The sequence below is a fragment of the Ruixingdingia sedimenti genome, assembly GCF_031432425.1.
Lineage (GTDB): Bacteria > Pseudomonadota > Alphaproteobacteria > Rhodobacterales > Rhodobacteraceae > Ruixingdingia > Ruixingdingia sedimenti.
The window spans coordinates 22,039-39,164 of record NZ_JAVKPH010000027.1; the positions used below are offsets into that span (position 1 = coordinate 22,039).

At 69.0% G+C, this 17,126-nt stretch carries 18 protein-coding genes; 13 read left to right on the forward strand and 5 right to left on the reverse strand.

Features of this window, described 5'->3' with window-relative positions:
* Positions 1 to 38: 38 nt before the first annotated feature.
* Together RGD00_RS17985 and iscR are read right to left on the reverse strand one after the other, a co-directional pair.
* Positions 39 to 1,088, reverse strand: coding sequence for a cysteine desulfurase family protein (locus RGD00_RS17985; protein ID WP_310458660.1), 1,050 nt, complete (start codon positions 1,086 to 1,088; stop codon positions 39 to 41).
* A gap of 140 nt (positions 1,089 to 1,228) precedes the next feature.
* The gene (gene iscR, locus RGD00_RS17990; RefSeq protein WP_310458661.1) at positions 1,229 to 1,690 is read right to left on the reverse strand and encodes a Fe-S cluster assembly transcriptional regulator IscR; all 462 of its coding nucleotides are present in this window, start codon (positions 1,688 to 1,690) and stop codon (positions 1,229 to 1,231) included.
* Positions 1,691 to 1,867: 177 nt separating this feature from the next.
* On the opposite strand from iscR, the gene RGD00_RS17995 reads away from it, so the two are divergent.
* The 5 genes from RGD00_RS17995 to RGD00_RS18015 all read left to right on the forward strand — a co-directional run bounded on the left by RGD00_RS17995 (position 1,868) and on the right by RGD00_RS18015 (position 5,133).
* Positions 1,868 to 2,527 carry an alpha/beta hydrolase gene (locus RGD00_RS17995; protein ID WP_310458662.1) on the forward strand — a complete coding sequence of 220 codons (660 nt, stop codon included), beginning with the start codon at positions 1,868 to 1,870 and terminating at the stop codon, positions 2,525 to 2,527.
* 4 nt (positions 2,528 to 2,531) lie between these two features.
* Positions 2,532 to 2,774: a hypothetical protein gene (locus RGD00_RS18000; RefSeq protein ID WP_310458663.1), complete on the forward strand. Its 243-nt coding sequence runs from the start codon at positions 2,532 to 2,534 to the stop codon at positions 2,772 to 2,774.
* Between the two features lie 32 nt (positions 2,775 to 2,806).
* Positions 2,807 to 3,202, forward strand: coding sequence for a hypothetical protein (locus RGD00_RS18005; protein WP_310458664.1), 396 nt, complete (start codon positions 2,807 to 2,809; stop codon positions 3,200 to 3,202).
* Complete coding sequence (locus tag RGD00_RS18010; RefSeq protein WP_310458665.1) at positions 3,199 to 3,792, forward strand: HD domain-containing protein; 594 nt, start codon at positions 3,199 to 3,201, stop codon at positions 3,790 to 3,792. The genes RGD00_RS18005 and RGD00_RS18010 overlap by 4 nt, the downstream gene beginning before the upstream one ends.
* Before the next feature lie 126 nt (positions 3,793 to 3,918).
* Positions 3,919 to 5,133: an NADP-dependent isocitrate dehydrogenase gene (locus tag RGD00_RS18015; RefSeq protein WP_310458666.1), complete on the forward strand. Its 1,215-nt coding sequence runs from the start codon at positions 3,919 to 3,921 to the stop codon at positions 5,131 to 5,133.
* Positions 5,134 to 5,408: 275 nt separating this feature from the next.
* Here the strand turns inward: RGD00_RS18015 and RGD00_RS18020 are convergent, their stop codons facing one another.
* A complete protein-coding gene (locus tag RGD00_RS18020) occupies positions 5,409 to 5,708 on the reverse strand; it encodes an Rdx family protein (RefSeq protein WP_310458667.1) in 300 nt (99 codons plus the stop codon).
* Positions 5,709 to 5,849: 141 nt separating this feature from the next.
* On the opposite strand from RGD00_RS18020, the gene RGD00_RS18025 reads away from it, so the two are divergent.
* Together RGD00_RS18025 and typA are read left to right on the forward strand one after the other, a co-directional pair.
* The gene (locus RGD00_RS18025; RefSeq protein WP_310458668.1) at positions 5,850 to 6,452 is read left to right on the forward strand and encodes a YitT family protein; all 603 of its coding nucleotides are present in this window, start codon (positions 5,850 to 5,852) and stop codon (positions 6,450 to 6,452) included.
* A 103-nt stretch (positions 6,453 to 6,555) separates the two neighbouring features.
* Positions 6,556 to 8,373, forward strand: a complete 1,818-nt coding sequence (typA, locus tag RGD00_RS18030) for a translational GTPase TypA (RefSeq protein ID WP_310458669.1) — start codon at positions 6,556 to 6,558, stop codon at positions 8,371 to 8,373.
* Positions 8,374 to 8,738: 365 nt separating this feature from the next.
* On the opposite strand, the gene RGD00_RS18035 is transcribed toward typA, so the two are convergent.
* Positions 8,739 to 10,349 (reverse strand): acyl-CoA dehydrogenase family protein, encoded by a 1,611-nt coding sequence (locus RGD00_RS18035; RefSeq protein ID WP_310458670.1) that lies wholly within the window; start codon positions 10,347 to 10,349, stop codon positions 8,739 to 8,741.
* Between the two features lie 120 nt (positions 10,350 to 10,469).
* On the opposite strand from RGD00_RS18035, the gene RGD00_RS18040 reads away from it, so the two are divergent.
* The 6 genes from RGD00_RS18040 to RGD00_RS18065 all read left to right on the forward strand — a co-directional run bounded on the left by RGD00_RS18040 (position 10,470) and on the right by RGD00_RS18065 (position 16,155).
* Positions 10,470 to 10,772: an FtsB family cell division protein gene (locus RGD00_RS18040; protein WP_310458671.1), complete on the forward strand. Its 303-nt coding sequence runs from the start codon at positions 10,470 to 10,472 to the stop codon at positions 10,770 to 10,772.
* A 235-nt stretch (positions 10,773 to 11,007) separates the two neighbouring features.
* A complete protein-coding gene (gene pdhA / locus RGD00_RS18045) occupies positions 11,008 to 11,997 on the forward strand; it encodes a pyruvate dehydrogenase (acetyl-transferring) E1 component subunit alpha (protein WP_310458672.1) in 990 nt (329 codons plus the stop codon).
* A gap of 15 nt (positions 11,998 to 12,012) precedes the next feature.
* Positions 12,013 to 13,380: a pyruvate dehydrogenase complex E1 component subunit beta gene (locus RGD00_RS18050; protein WP_310458673.1), complete on the forward strand. Its 1,368-nt coding sequence runs from the start codon at positions 12,013 to 12,015 to the stop codon at positions 13,378 to 13,380.
* 12 nt (positions 13,381 to 13,392) lie between these two features.
* Positions 13,393 to 14,706, forward strand: a complete 1,314-nt coding sequence (locus RGD00_RS18055; RefSeq protein ID WP_310458674.1) for a pyruvate dehydrogenase complex dihydrolipoamide acetyltransferase — start codon at positions 13,393 to 13,395, stop codon at positions 14,704 to 14,706.
* Positions 14,703 to 15,179, forward strand: a complete 477-nt coding sequence (locus RGD00_RS18060) for a CAP domain-containing protein (protein WP_310458675.1) — start codon at positions 14,703 to 14,705, stop codon at positions 15,177 to 15,179. The genes RGD00_RS18055 and RGD00_RS18060 overlap by 4 nt, the downstream gene beginning before the upstream one ends.
* A gap of 67 nt (positions 15,180 to 15,246) precedes the next feature.
* Positions 15,247 to 16,155 carry a lysophospholipid acyltransferase family protein gene (locus tag RGD00_RS18065; RefSeq protein ID WP_310458676.1) on the forward strand — a complete coding sequence of 303 codons (909 nt, stop codon included), beginning with the start codon at positions 15,247 to 15,249 and terminating at the stop codon, positions 16,153 to 16,155.
* A 55-nt stretch (positions 16,156 to 16,210) separates the two neighbouring features.
* Here RGD00_RS18065 and RGD00_RS18070 read toward each other — a convergent pair whose 3' ends face one another.
* Positions 16,211 to 16,924, reverse strand: a complete 714-nt coding sequence (locus tag RGD00_RS18070) for a DUF1223 domain-containing protein (RefSeq protein WP_310458677.1) — start codon at positions 16,922 to 16,924, stop codon at positions 16,211 to 16,213.
* Positions 16,925 to 17,126: the final 202 nt, after the last annotated feature.

The window sequence follows — 17,126 nt, forward strand, 5'->3', positions numbered from 1 at the left end:
GCGTCCCGCCCGGCCCCCGCCGGCCCGGCCGCCCGAACCTAACCCTGCCGCTGCCGGAATTTCCGCCAGCGGTCCAGCCACGCTTCGGCAAAGCGCAGCACGTCATCCTCTGTCACCTGCGGCCCCAGCGAGACGCGGATCGCGCTGCCGGCCACGGCCTCGTCGAATCCCATCGCCCGCAGCACGCGGCTTGCCCGCACCTTGCCGCTGGAACAGGCCGACCCCGCCGAGATGGCGAATCCGGCAAGATCCATCTGCATCACCTGCGTTTCGCCCTTCCATCCCGGTGTCGCGAGGCAGAGCGTGTTCGGCAGGCGCGGCGCAGCTTGCCCGACAAAAATAGTCTCATTGCACTCGGCTGACAATGCCGACTCTAGAATATTTCTAATCTGGCCCACCCGGTCCCAGACACCTTCGGAAAGATCGCGTGCGGCGGCCTCCGCGGCGGCGCCGAAACCGGCGATGCCGATGACGTTTTCCGTCCCGGCGCGGCGGCCCATTTCCTGCCCGCCGCCCTTCATCTGCGCGGCAAGGTCGAGGCCGCGGCGGATCACCAGCGCGCCTATCCCCTTGGGGCCGCCCAGTTTATGCGCGGAAATCAACCCGATGTCGATATCCAGCCAGTCGAAGGCGACAGGGATCTTGCCGAAGGCCTGCGTCAGGTCGCTGACCGCCAGCCCCGCCGGCAGATCCTGGATCACGCCGGTTTCCGAATTCGCCAGTTGCAGCGCGGCTGCCGCCGGATCGGGCACCGCGACGCGCCCGTCGCGGTCCACCGGCAGGTCGGCGCGACACCAGGCCGCAACCGCGTCATGCTCGATCTGCGCGCAGCGCAGCCCCCGCCCCGCCAGCGCCAGCGCCGCCGCCTCGGTCGCGCCCGAGGTAAAGACGACATCCGCCGCCTGCGCGCCAAGCGCCACGGCCACCTGCGCCCGCGCGCGCTCGACCAGCGCCCTGGCCGCACGCCCCTCGGCATGGACCGACGACGGATTGCCCGCCACCTCCATCGCCGCGACCATCGCCGCCCGCGCCTCGGCCCGCAGCGGCGCGGTGGCATTCCAGTCGAGATAGACCCGCGCGCCCGTCACCCTGACACCTTCCCGCAGAGGCCAGATCACAGCCCCCGGCTTCATCTTGCCAAAAATACTCCGGGGGCGCCGGTTGGTGCGCCACTGGTTCGAGAACCAGCCGGCGCGGGGCAGCGCCCCGGCGCCCACCCGTCCACCCGTTACTCTTCGTCCACCACCCGGAACAGCGACGGCACCGCCGGGCAGGGCGTCAGCGCATTGCCCACCACATCCGACAACCGTGTCTGGTGCAGGTAGACATAGACATGCGCCGACAGCCCCTGCCACAGCCGGTTGGTCAGCGACTGCGCCTTGGTGCCCGAAAGCGCGCCGGTCGCCCCCGCCCCGGTGTGCAGCGCCGAAACCGTCTCGTCCACCGCCTCCAGCACCTCGGACACCCGGATCGCATCGGCCGACCGCGCCAGCCGATAGCCGCCGCCCGGGCCGCGCACGGATTCCACCAGCCCCGCCCGGCGCAGCTTGACGAACAGCTGTTCCAGATAGGGCAGCGAGATGTCCTGCCGCTTGGAAATCTCGGCCAGCGACACGCGTTCGGCCTTGTCGTTCATCGCCAGATCGGCCAGCGCCACCATCGCATAGCGCCCCTTGGTCGACAGCTTCATCCCGTCCTCCCCGTCCGCCCCGCGCATCCCCGCCGGGCGCCATCCCCGGCAACCGGCCATTGACGCGCGCCAGAAGGGGGCTTAACTCACTTGGCGCCCGGTCGGAAGAGGTCCGATCGTCTCATCTTCTCCGCGGACCCGCCCGCCGCGGCCCTGCCAAGGAAAGACACAAGGTCGATGCCCGAGGTTATCTTCCCCGGCCCCGAAGGCCGACTTGAAGGCCGCTACCATCCCCAGAAGGACCGCGACGCGCCCATCGCCATCATCCTGCACCCGCATCCGCAGTTCGGCGGCACGATGAACAACCGCGTCGTCTACAACCTGCACTACGCCTTCTACAATCTGGGCTTCACGGTGCTGCGGTTCAACTTCCGCGGCGTCGGGCGCAGCCAGGGCGAATACGATCAGGGCATCGGCGAGTTGTCGGATGCCGCCTCGGCGCTCGACTACCTGCAATCCATGAACCAGAACGCCAAGCATTGCTGGGTGGCGGGGTTCAGCTTCGGTGCGTGGATCGGGATGCAACTGCTGATGCGGCGGCCGGAAATCACCGGCTTCATCTCTGTCGCGCCGCCGGCGAACATGTACGATTTCAGCTTCCTCGCGCCCTGCCCGGCCTCGGGGCTGATCATCAACGGCACCGCCGACCGCGTGGCGCCGCCCAAGGACACGACCAGCCTCGTGAACAAGCTGCACGAGCAGAAGGGCATCACCATCACCCATACCCAGATCGAGGGCGCCGGCCATTTCTTCGAGGACGACGAGGCGCATATGAAACCGATGATCGGCACGGTGTCGCAGTACGTCCGCCGCCGCCTGACCGAGGGCACGCGCTGACGCCATGGCGCTGGTCGACGATCTCGCCGATGCGCTGGCCACCGAGGTCATCGCAGCCATTGCCGAAACCGGCGACGACCGGTTGCACGAACGCGTCGCCAAGGCCATCGGCGCCATGTCGCCCACGCTGGAAGAGGTTTTCATGACCTCGATGCGCCTGCGGCTGGCCGAACGCCGCGGGCGCCTGTTCTTCGAAGCCGAACTGGCCCGCCTGCGCGCGGCCCGTGCGGCCAGCGTGCCGGAGTGACCGGCCCGCGCGCTGCGGCGGCCGTTGTGGGGATGGCCCTCGCCCCGCCCGCCGCCTTCGTGGCGCTGGCAGCGCTTGGCGAATGGTCCTGGGCAAGCTGCTTTCACGCCACGCCGCAGCCCTTCGGCCCCGCCATCGGCAGCATGCTCGGCCTTTTCGCCCATCCGCTTCCCCTCGCCGGGTTTGCGCCCTTCCCGGCGCTCGCTGCGCTCTGGCTCTGGCGCCGGCCGCGCCGGGCCGCGTTTCTGGTCTGGCTTGCGCTTTGCGCGGCGCTGCTGTGGATGCTGCTGCCGCCCGGATCGCTGCACGATTGCGACCGCAAGGGCACCGACACCTTCGTCATCCCGCTGCTTCTTGCGGCCGTCGGCTGGCTGGCCATCCTGATCGCCCTCGCCCTCACCCGCCCCGCCCGCAGGACCGCCGCATGACCGACCGCCTTTCCGCCCAGTTCGCCTTTCTGACCGAGGCCGACCGGCTGAAATCCGTGCTGCGTGCCAACACGCTCTGCGACGGATCGCGGGCCGAGAATTCGGGCGAACACAGCTGGCACCTCGCGCTTTACGCGCTGGTGCTGGCCGATCAGGCGGGGCCGGGGGTGAACATCGACCGGGTGATCCGCATGCTGCTGATCCACGATCTGGTGGAAATCGACGTGGGCGACGTGCCGATCCATTCCGCCGACGGCACCGCGCATGGCTCGGCCGCGGTGCAGGCGGCAGAGGCGCGCGCGGCGGACCGCATCTTCGGCCTGCTGCCCGCCGATCAGGCCGCCGGCCTGCGCGCGCTGTGGGCGGAATTCGAGGCCGCCGAAACCCCCGATGCCGTCTTCGCCAAATCGCTCGACCGGGTGCAGCCGGTGGCGGGCAACATCGCGGCGGGCGGCGGCACATGGGCCACCTTCGGCGTGACCTGGCCGCAACTGGAATCCCGCGTCGGCAGCAAGATCGCCCGCGGCGCGCCGCAGATCTGGGGCTGGCTGCGCGCCCGCGCCAAACCCTGGTTCGACGCCCGCGGCTGATCTTTGCCGCCGACCGCGCGGCAGGCCGCCGCAGCGCCAGTATACAACGGCATACAACACTTCCCTTCCGCGCGGCGATGGGCTATAGCCCCGCCATCGAATCCCCCAACCGAAAGGGCCAGGCGCATGACCAAGATCAAGGTGGCGAACCCCGTCGTCGAACTCGACGGCGACGAGATGACCCGGATCATCTGGGACTTCATCAAGAAGAAACTGATCCTGCCCTATCTCGACATCGACCTGCACTATTACGACCTCGGCATCGAGGAACGCGACCGCACCGACGACCAGGTGACCGTCGCCGCCGCCAATGCGATCAAGCTGCACGGCGTGGGCGTGAAATGCGCCACCATCACCCCCGACGAGGCGCGGGTCGAGGAATTCGGCCTCAAGCAGATGTGGAAATCGCCCAACGGCACGATCCGCAACATCCTCGGCGGCGTGATCTTCCGCGAACCGATCATCTGCAAGAACGTCCCCCGCCTCGTGCCCGGCTGGACCCAGCCGATCGTCGTCGGCCGCCACGCCTTCGGCGACCAGTACCGCGCCACCGACTTCCGCTTCCCGGGCAAGGGCAAGCTCACGATCAAGTTCGTGGGCGAGGACGGCACCGTGATCGAGAAGGACGTGTTCGACGCACCCGGCGCCGGCGTGACCATGGCAATGTACAACCTCGACCAGTCGATCATCGACTTCGCCCGGTCCTCGATGAACTATGGCCTGCTGAAGGGCTGGCCGGTGTATCTGTCGACCAAGAACACCATCCTCAAGGCCTATGACGGCCGCTTCAAGGACCTGTTCCAGAAGGTCTACGAGGAAGAGTTCGCCGACAGGTTCAAGGCCGCCGGCATCACCTACGAACACCGGCTGATCGACGACATGGTGGCCTCGGCGCTGAAATGGTCGGGCGGCTATGTCTGGGCCTGCAAGAACTACGACGGCGACGTGCAGTCCGACACCGTGGCGCAGGGCTTCGGCTCGCTCGGGCTGATGACCTCTGTCCTGCTGACGCCCGACGGCAAGACGGTCGAGGCCGAGGCCGCTCACGGCACCGTGACCCGCCACTTCCGCGAACACCAGAAGGGCAAGGAGACCTCGACCAACTCCATCGCCTCGATCTACGCCTGGACCGGGGGCCTGAAGCATCGCGCGAAACTGGACAACAATCCGCAACTGACGCGTTTCGCCGAAACGCTGGAACGGGTGACGGTGCAATGCGTCGAGGACGGGTTCATGACCAAGGACCTCGCGCTGCTGGTCGGGCCGGACCAGAAATGGCTCAGCACGATGGGCTATCTGGAAAAGGTGGACGAATACCTGAACAAGGCGCTGGCCGGCTGATTTCCCGCCGCAGGTCAAACGGGGGGCGTGCCGCAGCGCGCCCCCTTTTTTGCGCGCATGCCGGGGCAGGCCCCGGCCTACGGGTCCAGCGCCCCCGCCCGGCGGTGGTGGGGGCGGAGGTTGCGGGAGCCTCCGGCGGGGATATTTAAGGACAGAAAATGGACAGGGGGGCGCCTTCTTCACTTTCTGTCCGAAAATATCCTCAGGGGGTGAATTGGCGCAGCCAAGAGGGGGCAGAATGCCCCCTGCCCGGCCTGCCAGATGCTCCGCGCGCCTCACTCGGGCGTGCCGCGGTCCACATGGCCGAGGTCGCGGTCGGGCCAGACGCGATCGCGGATGATCCGCTTCAACTGGCGCGAGTCGGGAAAGCCGCCCTGCGCCTTGCGGTCCCAGACCGTCTCGCCATCCACGGTCACGGTGAACACCCCGCCCGTCCCCGGCACCAGCGTGACCGAGCCGAGATCCTGCCCGAAGCTGTGCAGCAGTTCCTGCGCCATCCAGGCGGTGCGCAGCATCCAGTTGCATTGCGTGCAATAGGTGAAGGTGATCGCAGGGCGGCGGGGCGTGTCGGTCATGGTGGCCTCGGGCGGTTGGACGGGCGCAGGCTAGCCCCCGCCGCGCGCGGGCGCAAAGGGGATCGGGTGCCGATCTTGCCGCATTGCCTGGCCGCCCCGGCCGTGCTGCAACGGGCCATGCCCGCAACCCGAGGCCCCCTCATGACCGACCCCAGGACACATTCGCCGTTCGAGGATGCGCAGGGCATCGCCTATGGCGGCATGATGGCCGCCTTCGGGATCGTGATCCTGACCCATCTGGGGCTGGTGACGGGGCAGACGGCGGGGCTGGCGGTGCTGATCTCGTACATGACCGGCTGGGCCTTCGGGCCGGTGTTCTTCGTCATCAACCTGCCCTTCTACTGGCTGGGCTGGCGGCGGTTCGGCATGGCCTTCACCGTCAAGACCTTCGCCGCGGTGGCGCTGGTGTCCGTCCTGTCGGCGCTGCTGCCGCGCCATGTCGGCTTCGCCACGCTGCATCCCGGGGTGGGGGCGGTGCTGTTCGGCATGGCCTCGGGCTCCGCCCTGCTGGCGCTGTTCCGCCACGGGGCCTCGCTCGGCGGCGTGGGGATCGTCGCGCTCTGGGTGCAGGACCACAGCCGGCTGCGCGCGGGCTGGGTGCAACTGGGCTTCGACGCGGTGCTGTTCGCGGTGGCGCTGGCGGTGCTCGACCCGGTGACGGTGGGCTGGTCGTTTCTGGGCGCGCTGGTGGCCAATCTGGTGATCGCCCTGAACCACCGCCGCGACCGTTATATCGCCGCGTGACCCAAGCGCCCCGGACCCGCCGGCACGATCCCGGGCGGTTTCGGGCTGGCGTTCGGGCCGCAGGCGCGTTAAGCCGCGCGCAATCCCGAGCAAAGGCCCACATATGGACATCCGCAATATCGCGATCATCGCGCACGTCGACCATGGCAAGACCACGCTGGTCGACGAGTTGCTGAAACAATCCGGCACCTACCGCGAAAACCAGGCCGTGGCCGAGCGGGTGATGGACAGCAACGACATCGAGCGCGAACGCGGCATCACCATCCTGGCCAAGGCGACCTCGGTCGAATGGAAGGGGGTGCGGATCAACATCGTCGACACCCCCGGCCACGCCGATTTCGGCGGCGAGGTGGAACGGATCCTCAACATGGTCGATGGCGTCTGCCTGCTGGTCGACGCCGCCGAAGGGCCGATGCCGCAGACGAAATTCGTGACCTCCAAGGCACTTGCGCTCGGGCTGCGGCCCATCGTGGTGCTGAACAAGGTCGACAAGCCAGACGCCGAACCCGACCGCGCGCTGAACGAGGTGTTCGACCTGTTCGCCAATCTCGGCGCTTCGGACGAACAGCTGGATTTCCCGCATCTCTATGCCTCGGGCCGCTCGGGTTGGGCGGATGCGGATCTGGACGGGCCGCGCAAGGATCTGTCCGCGCTCTACGACCTGATCCTGCGCCATGTCCCCGCCCCGCGCCAGCAGGCCCGGGTGGACGAACCCTTCCGCATGCTGGCGACGACGCTGGCCGCCGACCCGTTCATCGGCCGCATCCTGACCGGGCGGATCGAATCGGGGCGGCTGAAGACCGGCGACACGCTCAAGGCGCTGACGCGCACGGGCGAGCGGATCGAACAGTTCCGGGTCTCGAAGATCCTCGCCTTCCGCGGCCTGTCGCAGACCCCGATCGACGAGGCCGGGGCGGGCGACATCGTGACCATCGCCGGCATGACCAAGGCGACCGTGGCCGACACGCTCTGCGCGCCCGAGGTCGATACCGCGCTGCCCGCGCAGCCCATCGACCCGCCGACGATTTCCGTCACCTTCGGCATCAACGACAGCCCGCTGGCGGGGCGCGACGGCAACAAGGTGCAGTCGCGCGTGATCCGCGAACGGCTGCTGAAAGAGGCCGAATCCAATGTCGCCATCAAGGTCGAGGACACGCCGGGCGGCGAGGCCTTCATCGTCTCGGGCCGGGGCGAATTGCAGATGGGCGTGCTGATCGAGAACATGCGCCGCGAGGGGTTCGAGCTGTCCATCAGCCGCCCCCGGGTGATCATGCGCGAGGAGGACGGCCAGCGGCTGGAGCCGGTGGAGGAGGTCATCGTCGATGTGGACGACGAATTCACCGGCGCGGTGATCGACAAGCTGACCGGCGAGCGCAAGGGCGATCTGGTCGAGATGAAGCCCGCGGGCGTCGGCAAGACCCGGATCGTGGCGCATGTGCCCTCGCGCGGGCTGATCGGTTATCACGGCCAGTTCCTGACCGACACGCGCGGGACCGGGGTGCTGAACCGCATCTTCCACGGCTGGGTGCCGCACAAGGGCCCGATCCAGGGCCGGCGGCAGGGCGTGCTGATCTCGATGGAGAACGGCGTGTCCGTGGCCTATGCGCTGTGGAACCTGGAAGAGCGCGGCAAGCTGTTCATCGGCGCGCAGGAACAGGTCTATGAGGGCATGGTCATCGGCGAGCATTCCCGCGACAACGATCTGGAAGTGAACCCGCTGAAGGGCAAGAAGCTGACCAACATCCGGGCCAGCGGTACGGACGAGGCGGTGCGGCTGACGCCGCCGGTCCGCATGTCGCTGGAAGAGGCGATCGCCTATATCGACGACGACGAACTGGTCGAGGTGACGCCGAAGATCATCCGCCTGCGCAAGCGGTATCTCGACCCGCACGAACGCAAGCGGCAGGCGAAGGCGGGCTGACCTCTTCCCGAGGGGCCGGGGACGCTCCCGCCCCGCGGCGGCGGCCTGACGGCCGCCCCCGCGCGTTGGGCCGGGCGCCGCTGCGCGGCGCGGGCGGGCCCTTTGCCCGGCGGCGGTGCGGGGGGAAAGCGCGGTGGCGCGCCGCGCGGGGATATTTATGGACAGAAAGTGAGCAGGTTGTGTGTACGGCCCGGCGGTCGCTCGGGTGACACGCACGGCGCCGGGGGCTTCGCGCCCCCGGACCCCCGCGGGGTATTTTTGAAAAGATGAAGCCGCACACGCATTTCCGTTTCAGGAAATACCTCTCTCGTCTTTCACCGTGAAAGAAATATCCCGGGGTCCGGGGCAGCGCCCCGGCGCCGCCCTCAACCCAGCCGGGACAGGATCGCAGCCGTGTCGAGCCCCGCGACCGTGCCCGGGGCCATGCCGCGGTCGCCGGTCAGGCGGGTGGCGACATAGCCCTCTGCCACCGCCGCCACGCCGCCGCGGATCAGGACCGAGGCGGTCAGCAGCAGCGCCAGCCGTTCGGCGAAGAACCGCGCCTCGGCCTCCGGCGGCAGGGCGGGCCAGCGGGCACGCAGATCGGCGAGCGCCGCGTCATAGCGCGGATCGGCCCCGCGCGCGGCGTCGAGTTCCGCCGTCAGCGCCGCCGCGGCGGCGGTATCGCGGGCCAGCGAACGCAGGATGTCGAGGCAGATGACATTGCCCGAGCCTTCCCAGATCCCGTTCAGCGGCGCCTCGCGGTAGAGGAGCGGCAGGGGCGTATCCTCGACATAGCCCATGCCGCCCAGGACCTCCATCGCCTCGGCCACCACCACCGGGCAGCGCTTGTTGGCGTGGAACTTGGCCAGCGCCACGCCGATCCGCGCCAGCGGGCGTTCGCCGGCATCGAACGCCCGCGCCACATGCAGGCCGAGCGCCAGCGCCCCTTCCCAGTCGAGCGCGAGGTCGGCCAGCACCGCCCGCATCAGCGGCTGGTCGATCAGCCGGCGCTGGAACACCGTCCGCCCCCGGCACCACCATGCGGCCTCTGCCAGCGCCGCGCGCATCAGCCCTGCCGGCGCGATGGCGGTGTCGAGCCGGGTATGGTGCACCATTTCTATGATGGTGCGCACGCCGTCGCCTTCCTCCCCCAGTTGTTCCGCCCAGGCCCCGTGGTATTCGATTTCCGCCGAGGCATTGGCGCGGTTGCCGAGCTTGTCCTTGAGCCGCATCAGATGCACCGCGTTGCGGTCGCCATCGGGCAGCCAGCGCGGCACGACGAAACAGGTCAGCCCTCCGGGCGCCTGCGCCAGCGTCAGGAACCCGTCCGACATCGGCGCCGAGCAGAACCATTTGTGCCCCGTCAGCCGCCAGCCCGCGCCATCGCGCAGCGCCCGGGTGGCATTCGCGCGCACGTCCGAACCACCCTGCTTTTCCGTCATCGCCATGCCCATCGTCGCCGCCCCCTTGTCGGCCACGGGCCGCGGGGCGGGGTCATAGGCCCGCGCCGTCAGCCGGGGATGCCAGAGCGACGACAACCCCGCATCCGCCGCCAGCGCGGGGACGGCGGCATAGGTCATCGTCATCGGGCAGCAGCAGCCGGGCTCGATCTGGCTCAGCGCATAGACGAGGCTGGCGTGGGTGGCATGGCCGCCGGGGCGGCCTTCCCAGGCCACGGCGGCATAACCGGCGGACAGGCCCAGATCCATCAGCCGGTGCCAGGCCGGATGGAACTCCACCTCGTCCAGCCGCCGGCCGCCCCGGTCGAAGGCGCGCAGTTCCGGCGGATGGCGGTTGGCCGCGCGGCCGGCCGCGCGCATTTCCGCCGTACCCGCCAGCGCGCCGAATTCCGCCAGCGCGGCGGCATCCGCCCCCGCCCGCCCGGCCCAGTGGCGCAGGGCAGGATCGCCCGCCCACAGGTCGCCCGCCTCGGGTACGGGCTGGTTCGTCACCTCATGCGTCGGCAGGTCTGCCGCGGGGCGGGCTGTCGTCATGGCGCATCCTCCGTCCCGCGCAGGATAGCACCGAAACCGCCGCGCGCGACGGGATTCCCTTTGCCCCGCGGTTGTGGCACAATGCCGCCAACGGGCCCCGAGACCCGAGAGAGGCAGAGCATGTCCAGACCCGCCGCCCGGCCCGGCTATGGCGCCGCGATCTTTTTCGTCCTGGCCTTCGTGCTGGGCAGCTATTTCACCTTCGCCGCGGTGCAGGGCGACTATGGCCTGTTCCGCCGCGTCCAGATCATGGCCGAGGCCGACACGCTGGAGGCCGAAAAGACCCGGCTGGAGGCGGAACTCGCGCGGCTCAGCAATCTGACCACGCGGCTGTCGGACCATGGGCTGGACCTCGACCTGCTGGACGAACAGGCGCGCGATGTCCTGGGCCTGATCCGGGCCGACGAGGTGGTGATCCACTAGGATCCCGCCGCCCGGGCCATCACCCGGAAAACCCGGGCAGACCGGTTTCCGCGCGTCCGCAGGCCGGGGCAACTTCAGCCGTATCGCGATGGCGAAAGCACGCGCCTTCGTCGAACCGGGCGGGAGGAGATCGGATGCCGATCCGCGCCCCGCCCACGATTTCCGCTTGCCGCCGCCGTAAGGGCTGGACTAGTTTAACGCTAAACTATTCCGCCTGCGACGGGAGGGCATGGCCGTGGCCACACGGAAAGCGACTGCAACGCCGAACATCTCGGCCGACGAACTGCGCAAATACTACCGCGAGATGCTGCTGATCCGCCGGTTCGAGGAAAAGGCCGGCCAGCTTTACGGCATGGGCCTGATCGGCGGGTTCTGCCACCTTTACATCGGGCAGGAAGCCGTGGTGGTGGGGCTGGAGGCCGCGGCCAAGGACGGCGACAAGCGCATCACCAGCTACCGCGACCATGGCCACATGCTGGCCTGCGGGATGGACCCCAAGGGGGTGATGGCGGAACTGACCGGGCGCATCGGGGGCTATTCCAAGGGCAAGGGCGGCTCGATGCACATGTTCAGCCGGGAAAAGCATTTCTACGGCGGCCACGGCATCGTCGGCGCGCAGGTGCCGCTCGGCGCGGGGCTGGCCTTCGCCGACCGCTACCTGGGCAACGACAACGTGACCTTCACCTATTTCGGCGACGGCGCGGCCAACCAGGGCCAAGTCTACGAGACCTACAACATGGCGCAGCTGTGGAACCTGCCGGTCGTCTTCGTGATCGAGAACAACCAGTACGCCATGGGCACCTCGGTCAAGCGGTCCACCAAGTCCCCCAGCCTGTGGGAACGCGGCGCGGCCTACGGCATCAAGGGCGAGGCGGTGGACGGCATGGATGTGCTGGCCGTCAAGGCCGCGGGCGAAAAGGCCACCGCCGCCTGCCGCGCGGGCGAGGGGCCCTATATCCTAGAGGTCATGACCTACCGCTATCGCGGCCATTCGATGTCGGACCCGGCGAAATACCGCACCCGCGAAGAGGTGCAGAAGATGCGCGACGAACGCGACCCGATCGACCATGTGCGCGACCTGCTGATCGCGGGCGGGCACAGCACCGATGACGACCTCAAGGCCATCGACAAGGAGATCAAGCAGATCGTCAACGACGCCGCCGACTTCTCGCGCGAAAGCCCGGAACCGCCGGTCGACGAACTCTGGACCGATATCTACGCCTGAGCGGAGGACGAACCGATGGCAACCGAAATCCTGATGCCCGCGCTGTCCCCGACGATGGAGGAAGGGACGCTGGCGAAATGGCTGGTGAAGGAGGGCGACACGATCACCTCCGGCCAGATCATCGCCGAGATCGAGACCGACAAGGCCACGATGGAATTCGAGGCGGTGGACGAGGGCGTGATGGGCAAGATCCTGATCGCCGAGGGCACGGCGGGGGTGAAGGTCAACACCCCCATCGCCGTGCTGGTCGAGGAAGGCGAGGCCGTGCCGGAGGCAGGCGCGGCCGAACCGGCGGCGGCAGAGCCGGAAGCGGAAGCGAAGGCCGAGCCCCCCGCGAAACCCGCAGCCGCCCCCGCATCCCCTGCCCCCGCCGCCGGCCCCGACTGGCCCGAGGGCACGCCCACGAAAACCATGACCGTGCGCGAGGCCCTGCGCGAGGCGATGGCAGAGGAAATGCGCGCCGACCCCGCCGTCTTGCTGATGGGCGAGGAGGTCGGCGAATATCAGGGCGCCTACAAGATCAGCCAGGGCCTGCTGGACGAATTCGGGCCGCGCCGGGTGGTGGACACGCCCATCACCGAACACGGCTTTGCCGGGATCGCGGTCGGCGCCTCCTGGGGCGGGCTGCGGCCCATCGTGGAATTCATGACCTTCAACTTCGCCATGCAGGCGATCGACCAGATCATCAACTCCGCCGCCAAGACGCTCTACATGTCGGGCGGGCAGATGGGCAGCCCCATCGTCTTTCGCGGCCCGAACGGTGCGGCGGCGCGGGTGGCGGCGCAGCACAGCCAGGACTATGCCGCGTGGTACGCGCAGATCCCGGGGCTGAAGGTGGCGATGCCCTATTCGGCCGCCGACGCCAAGGGCCTGCTGAAATCCGCGATCCGCGACCCGAACCCGGTGATCTTCCTCGAGAACGAGATCCTCTATGGCCGGTCGTTCGAGGTGCCGGTGCTGGACGATTTCACCGTCCCCTTCGGCAAGGCCAAGATCTGGCGCGAGGGCACGGATGTGACCATCGTCAGCTTCGGCATCGGCATGGTCCATGCGCTCGACGCGGCGGAACAGTTGGCCAGGGACGGCATTTCCGCCGAGGTCATCGACCTGCGCACCCTGCGGCCCATCGACTACGACACCGTGATCGCCAGCGTGCAGAAGACCAACCGCTGCGTGACGGTCGAGGAAGGCTTCCCCGTCGGTTCCATCGGCAACCATCTGGCGGCGGTGATCATGCAGCGGGCTTTTGATTACCTCGACGCGCCGGTCATCAACTGCACCGGCAAGGACGTGCCGATGCCCTATGCCGCGAACCTCGAAAAACTCGCCCTGATCACCCCTGCCGAGGTGGTCGAGGCGGTGAAATCCGTCTGCTACCGGTAAGGAGGGCACGCGATGGCCACCGAGATCCTGATGCCCGCGCTGTCCCCCACGATGGAGGAAGGCACGCTGGCCAAATGGCTGGTTAAGGAAGGCGACACCGTGAAATCCGGCGATGTGATCGCCGAGATCGAGACCGACAAGGCCACGATGGAATTCGAGGCGGTGGACGAGGGCGTGATGGGCAAGATCCTGATCGCCGAGGGCACGGCGGGGGTGAAGGTCAACACCCCCATCGCCCTGCTGGTCGAAGAAGGCGAGGCCGTACCGGAGGCAGGCGCCGCGAAACCGGCCGCGGCTGCGCCGGACGCGCAGGCGAAAGCCCCCGCGGCACCGGCCAAGCCCGCAGCGACCGCCCCCGCCCCGGCGGCGGCAAAGGCGGACGGCAAGCGCGTCTTCGCTTCGCCCCTCGCCCGGCGGATCGCAGCCGACAAGGGGCTGGATCTGTCGGCCATCAAGGGCACCGGCCCCGGCGGGCGGATCGTCAAGGCGGATGTCGAGGGCGCAAGTGCCGCCCCGGCGCCCGAAGCCGCAGCCGCAGCCGCAGCCCCGGCGGCGGCACCGGCCCCCGCCGCCCCGGCGGCCGCCATGGCCACCGGCCCCACCGCCGCGCAGGTGGCCAAGATGTACGAGGGCCGCGCCTACGAGGAACTGACGCTCGACGGCATGCGCCGCACCATCGCCGCCCGGCTGACCGAGGCGAAACAGACCATCCCGCATTTCTACCTGCGCCGCGACGTGAAGCTGGACGCGCTGATGGACTTCCGCGCCACGCTGAACAAGCAGGTGGAATCGCGGGGGGTGAAGCTGTCGGTCAACGATTTCGTCATCAAGGCCGCCGCGATGGCGCTGCAACAGGTGCCCGATGCCAATGCCGTCTGGGCCGGCGACCGGATCCTGCGGCTGAAACCCTCGGACGTGGCCGTGGCCGTGGCGGTCGAGGGGGGGCTGTTCACCCCGGTGCTGAAGGACGCGCATCAGAAGTCGATTTCGGCCCTGTCGGCAGAGATGAAGGACCTCGCAGCGCGCGCACGTTCGAAAAAGCTGGCTCCGCACGAATATGTGGGCGGGTCCATGGCGATCTCGAACCTCGGGATGTTCGGAATCGACAATTTCGATGCGGTGATCAACCCGCCCCACGGGTCCATCCTCGCCGTCGGCGCGGGGGTGAAGAAGCCGGTGGTGACGGCCGATGGCGGGATCGGCGTGGCCACGGTGATGTCGGTGACGCTTTCTGTCGACCATCGGGTGATCGACGGCGCGCTCGGGGCGGAATTCCTGCAGGCCATCGTGGGGCTGTTGGAAAACCCGCTGTCGATGCTGGCATGATCCGCCGCGCCGCCCTTGCGCTGCTGCTGGCCGCCGCCCTGCCCGGGACGGCGGCGGCAGCCTGCACGCTGGCCCCGCAATCCGCCCAGGCCGAAGCCGAAACCCTGCGCGCCGTCAACGCCGCGCGGGCCGATGCCGGGGCCGCGCCGCTGACGCTCGATCCCCGGGTGACGGCGGCGGCGCGCCGGCAGGCCTGCGACATCGCGGCCATGGGGCAACTGACGCATCGCGGGCGCGACGGGTCGAACGTCATGGGCCGGCTGCGCGCGGCGGGCTATCCCCCGCGCTATGCGTCGGAAAACGCGGGCGCCGGGCTGCGGTCGGCGGCAGAGGCGGTGGCGGCCTGGCTCGGATCGCCGCCGCACCGCAAGAACATGCTGAACCCGAACGCCCGGCACATGGGCCTGGGCGTCGTGCCCACGGGCGGCAACCTGCGCACGGTCTGGGTGCTGGCGCTGGCGGCGGGGGGCTGAACACCCCCCGTGCCTTGCCGCCGGGGCCCGCAGGCGGTATCTGTGGGGCCCCAATCCGGCAGAGGCGATGCCCGAGACCCCTGAACATACGCTGACCCACCGGGTGCAGGACCGCATCCTGCGCGCCCTGATCGGGGGGCTTCTGTACCTGCCCTACCGCTGGCGCGTGCCGCTGTGCGGCTGGGTCATGGCGCGGGTGGTGGCGCCGCTGGCCGGCTATCGCCGCCGCATCCGCGAAAACCTGCGCCTGATCCTGCCCGACCTGCCCGCGGCCGAACGCCGCCGGCTGGAACGCGCGGTGCCCGACAACATGGGCCGCACCATCATCGAGATCTATTCGGGCCCCGAATTCGCCGCCCGCGCCGCCGCCACCACCCCGCGGGGCGAAGGCATGGCCGCGCTGGAGGCCGCGCGCGCGGCGGGGCGGCCGGTCATCCTCGTGACCGGGCATTTCGGCAATTACGACGCCAGCCGCGCCGCCCTGATCGCGCGGGGCTACCGGGTCGGCGGGCTCTACATGCCGATGAAGAACCCCTATTTCAACGCGCATTACGAAACCGCCATCGGCCGCATCGGCACACCGCTGTTCCCGCGCGGGCGGCAGGGGCTGGCCGCCATGGTGCGGTTCCTGCGCGAGGGCGGGATGCTGGGCATGGTGGTGGACCAGCGCATGAGCCACGGCGCCCGGCTCACCTTCTTTGGCCACGCGGCGCTGACCGCCCTGTCGGCGGCGGAAATGGCGCTGAAATACGATGCGCTTCTGGTGCCGACCTATGCGATCCGCAAACCGAACGGGCTCGATTTCGACATCGTGGTCGAGGCGCCGATCCCCGCCGGTACGCCCGAGGCGATGACCCAGGCGCTGAACGACAGTCTGGAGGCGCTGGTGCGCCGGCATCCCGATCAATGGTTCTGGGTGCACCGGCGCTGGAAGATCCCGGCGCAGCGCGCGGCGGAAATCGGGGCCGGCCGCTGACCCGCGCCCGGCCGAGCCAAAATCTTTCGGCGAAAAATTTCGGCGTCTTCCGGCCCTAGCGCAGCCGCGCCGCCGCGACGATGGGCCCCGGCCCCGGTTCCTGAAGGATCACCACCACGGGGTCCTCGCCCTCGGCCCGCGCCTCGATCGACAGCGGCGCCTCGCCCGTCCATTCGCCAAGCGCATCCCACTGGGTGACGATGTTGTGGTAGGTCGCGGTGTGGCCGGCGTTCTCGCCCCGCTCGATCGTCATGGTTTCCGCGGGGCGATAGCGGACCATCTGCACCATCAGCGCCCGCGCCAGCGGCGCCGCCGTATCGGCCGCGATCCGCACCATCTTGCCCGCCCGTTCCAGGTGCAGCGTGACCGGGCCGGACTCTGCCCCGTGGCGGGTGATCTGTTCGTCGATGACCGCGGTCTGAAGGCCCTCGATCCGTTCTGCCCCCTCGATGATCAACTGCGGGGTGTAGATCATCTTGGCCCCGATGGCCCGGGCATAGCTTTTCTGCCGCGCGGTATGGCCCGGCCGCGCAAAAGGATCGGCCCAGCCGAGGTAATCCCAATAATCGACATGCAGCGCCAGCGCGATCAGGTCGTCGCGCCCCGCCAGTTCGGCGAAATAGGCATCCGCAGGCGGGCAGGCGGCGCAGCCCTGGGCGGTGTAAAGCTCGACCACAACCGGGCCCGCCGATTGCGCCGCAAGCGACCCGGCCGAAGCCGCACAAATCGCCACCGCGGCGCCGATAAGGGCGCTGAACCTCGCGTGCATTCTCGTTTCCCGGTCTTTTCCGTTCCTCGTGTCTAGCCCAAGGGGGGGGCGGTCGCCAATCAATGAATTGCGAGATATGGTGACAGTGCCCGTCACGCCGCCGCCATCGTGCACGGACGGGCGGGGCCGCCCCGAAAGGGGCTGGATTCTTGGCATACTATTGCATACAACACGCGCGATTCCCCTGCCCGGGCCACATGCA

Bases quoted from the DNA above. Each gene is read 5' to 3' on its own strand.
- iscR (WP_310458661.1), bottom strand. From the start codon at position 1,690: ATGAAGCTGTCGACCAAGGGGCGCTATGCGATGGTGGCGCTGGCCGAT.
- RGD00_RS17995 (WP_310458662.1), top strand. From the start codon at position 1,868: ATGCCCGAGGTTATCTTCCCCGGCCCCGAAGGCCGACTTGAAGGCCGC.
- RGD00_RS18000 (WP_310458663.1), top strand. From the start codon at position 2,532: ATGGCGCTGGTCGACGATCTCGCCGATGCGCTGGCCACCGAGGTCATC.
- RGD00_RS18005 (WP_310458664.1), top strand. From the start codon at position 2,807: ATGGCCCTCGCCCCGCCCGCCGCCTTCGTGGCGCTGGCAGCGCTTGGC.
- RGD00_RS18010 (WP_310458665.1), top strand. From the start codon at position 3,199: ATGACCGACCGCCTTTCCGCCCAGTTCGCCTTTCTGACCGAGGCCGAC.
- RGD00_RS18015 (WP_310458666.1), top strand. From the start codon at position 3,919: ATGACCAAGATCAAGGTGGCGAACCCCGTCGTCGAACTCGACGGCGAC.
- RGD00_RS18020 (WP_310458667.1), bottom strand. From the start codon at position 5,708: ATGACCGACACGCCCCGCCGCCCTGCGATCACCTTCACCTATTGCACG.
- RGD00_RS18025 (WP_310458668.1), top strand. From the start codon at position 5,850: ATGACCGACCCCAGGACACATTCGCCGTTCGAGGATGCGCAGGGCATC.
- typA (WP_310458669.1), top strand. From the start codon at position 6,556: ATGGACATCCGCAATATCGCGATCATCGCGCACGTCGACCATGGCAAG.
- RGD00_RS18035 (WP_310458670.1), bottom strand. From the start codon at position 10,349: ATGACGACAGCCCGCCCCGCGGCAGACCTGCCGACGCATGAGGTGACG.
- RGD00_RS18040 (WP_310458671.1), top strand. From the start codon at position 10,470: ATGTCCAGACCCGCCGCCCGGCCCGGCTATGGCGCCGCGATCTTTTTC.
- RGD00_RS18050 (WP_310458673.1), top strand. From the start codon at position 12,013: ATGGCAACCGAAATCCTGATGCCCGCGCTGTCCCCGACGATGGAGGAA.
- RGD00_RS18055 (WP_310458674.1), top strand. From the start codon at position 13,393: ATGGCCACCGAGATCCTGATGCCCGCGCTGTCCCCCACGATGGAGGAA.
- RGD00_RS18060 (WP_310458675.1), top strand. From the start codon at position 14,703: ATGATCCGCCGCGCCGCCCTTGCGCTGCTGCTGGCCGCCGCCCTGCCC.
- RGD00_RS18065 (WP_310458676.1), top strand. From the start codon at position 15,247: ATGCCCGAGACCCCTGAACATACGCTGACCCACCGGGTGCAGGACCGC.
- RGD00_RS18070 (WP_310458677.1), bottom strand. From the start codon at position 16,924: ATGCACGCGAGGTTCAGCGCCCTTATCGGCGCCGCGGTGGCGATTTGT.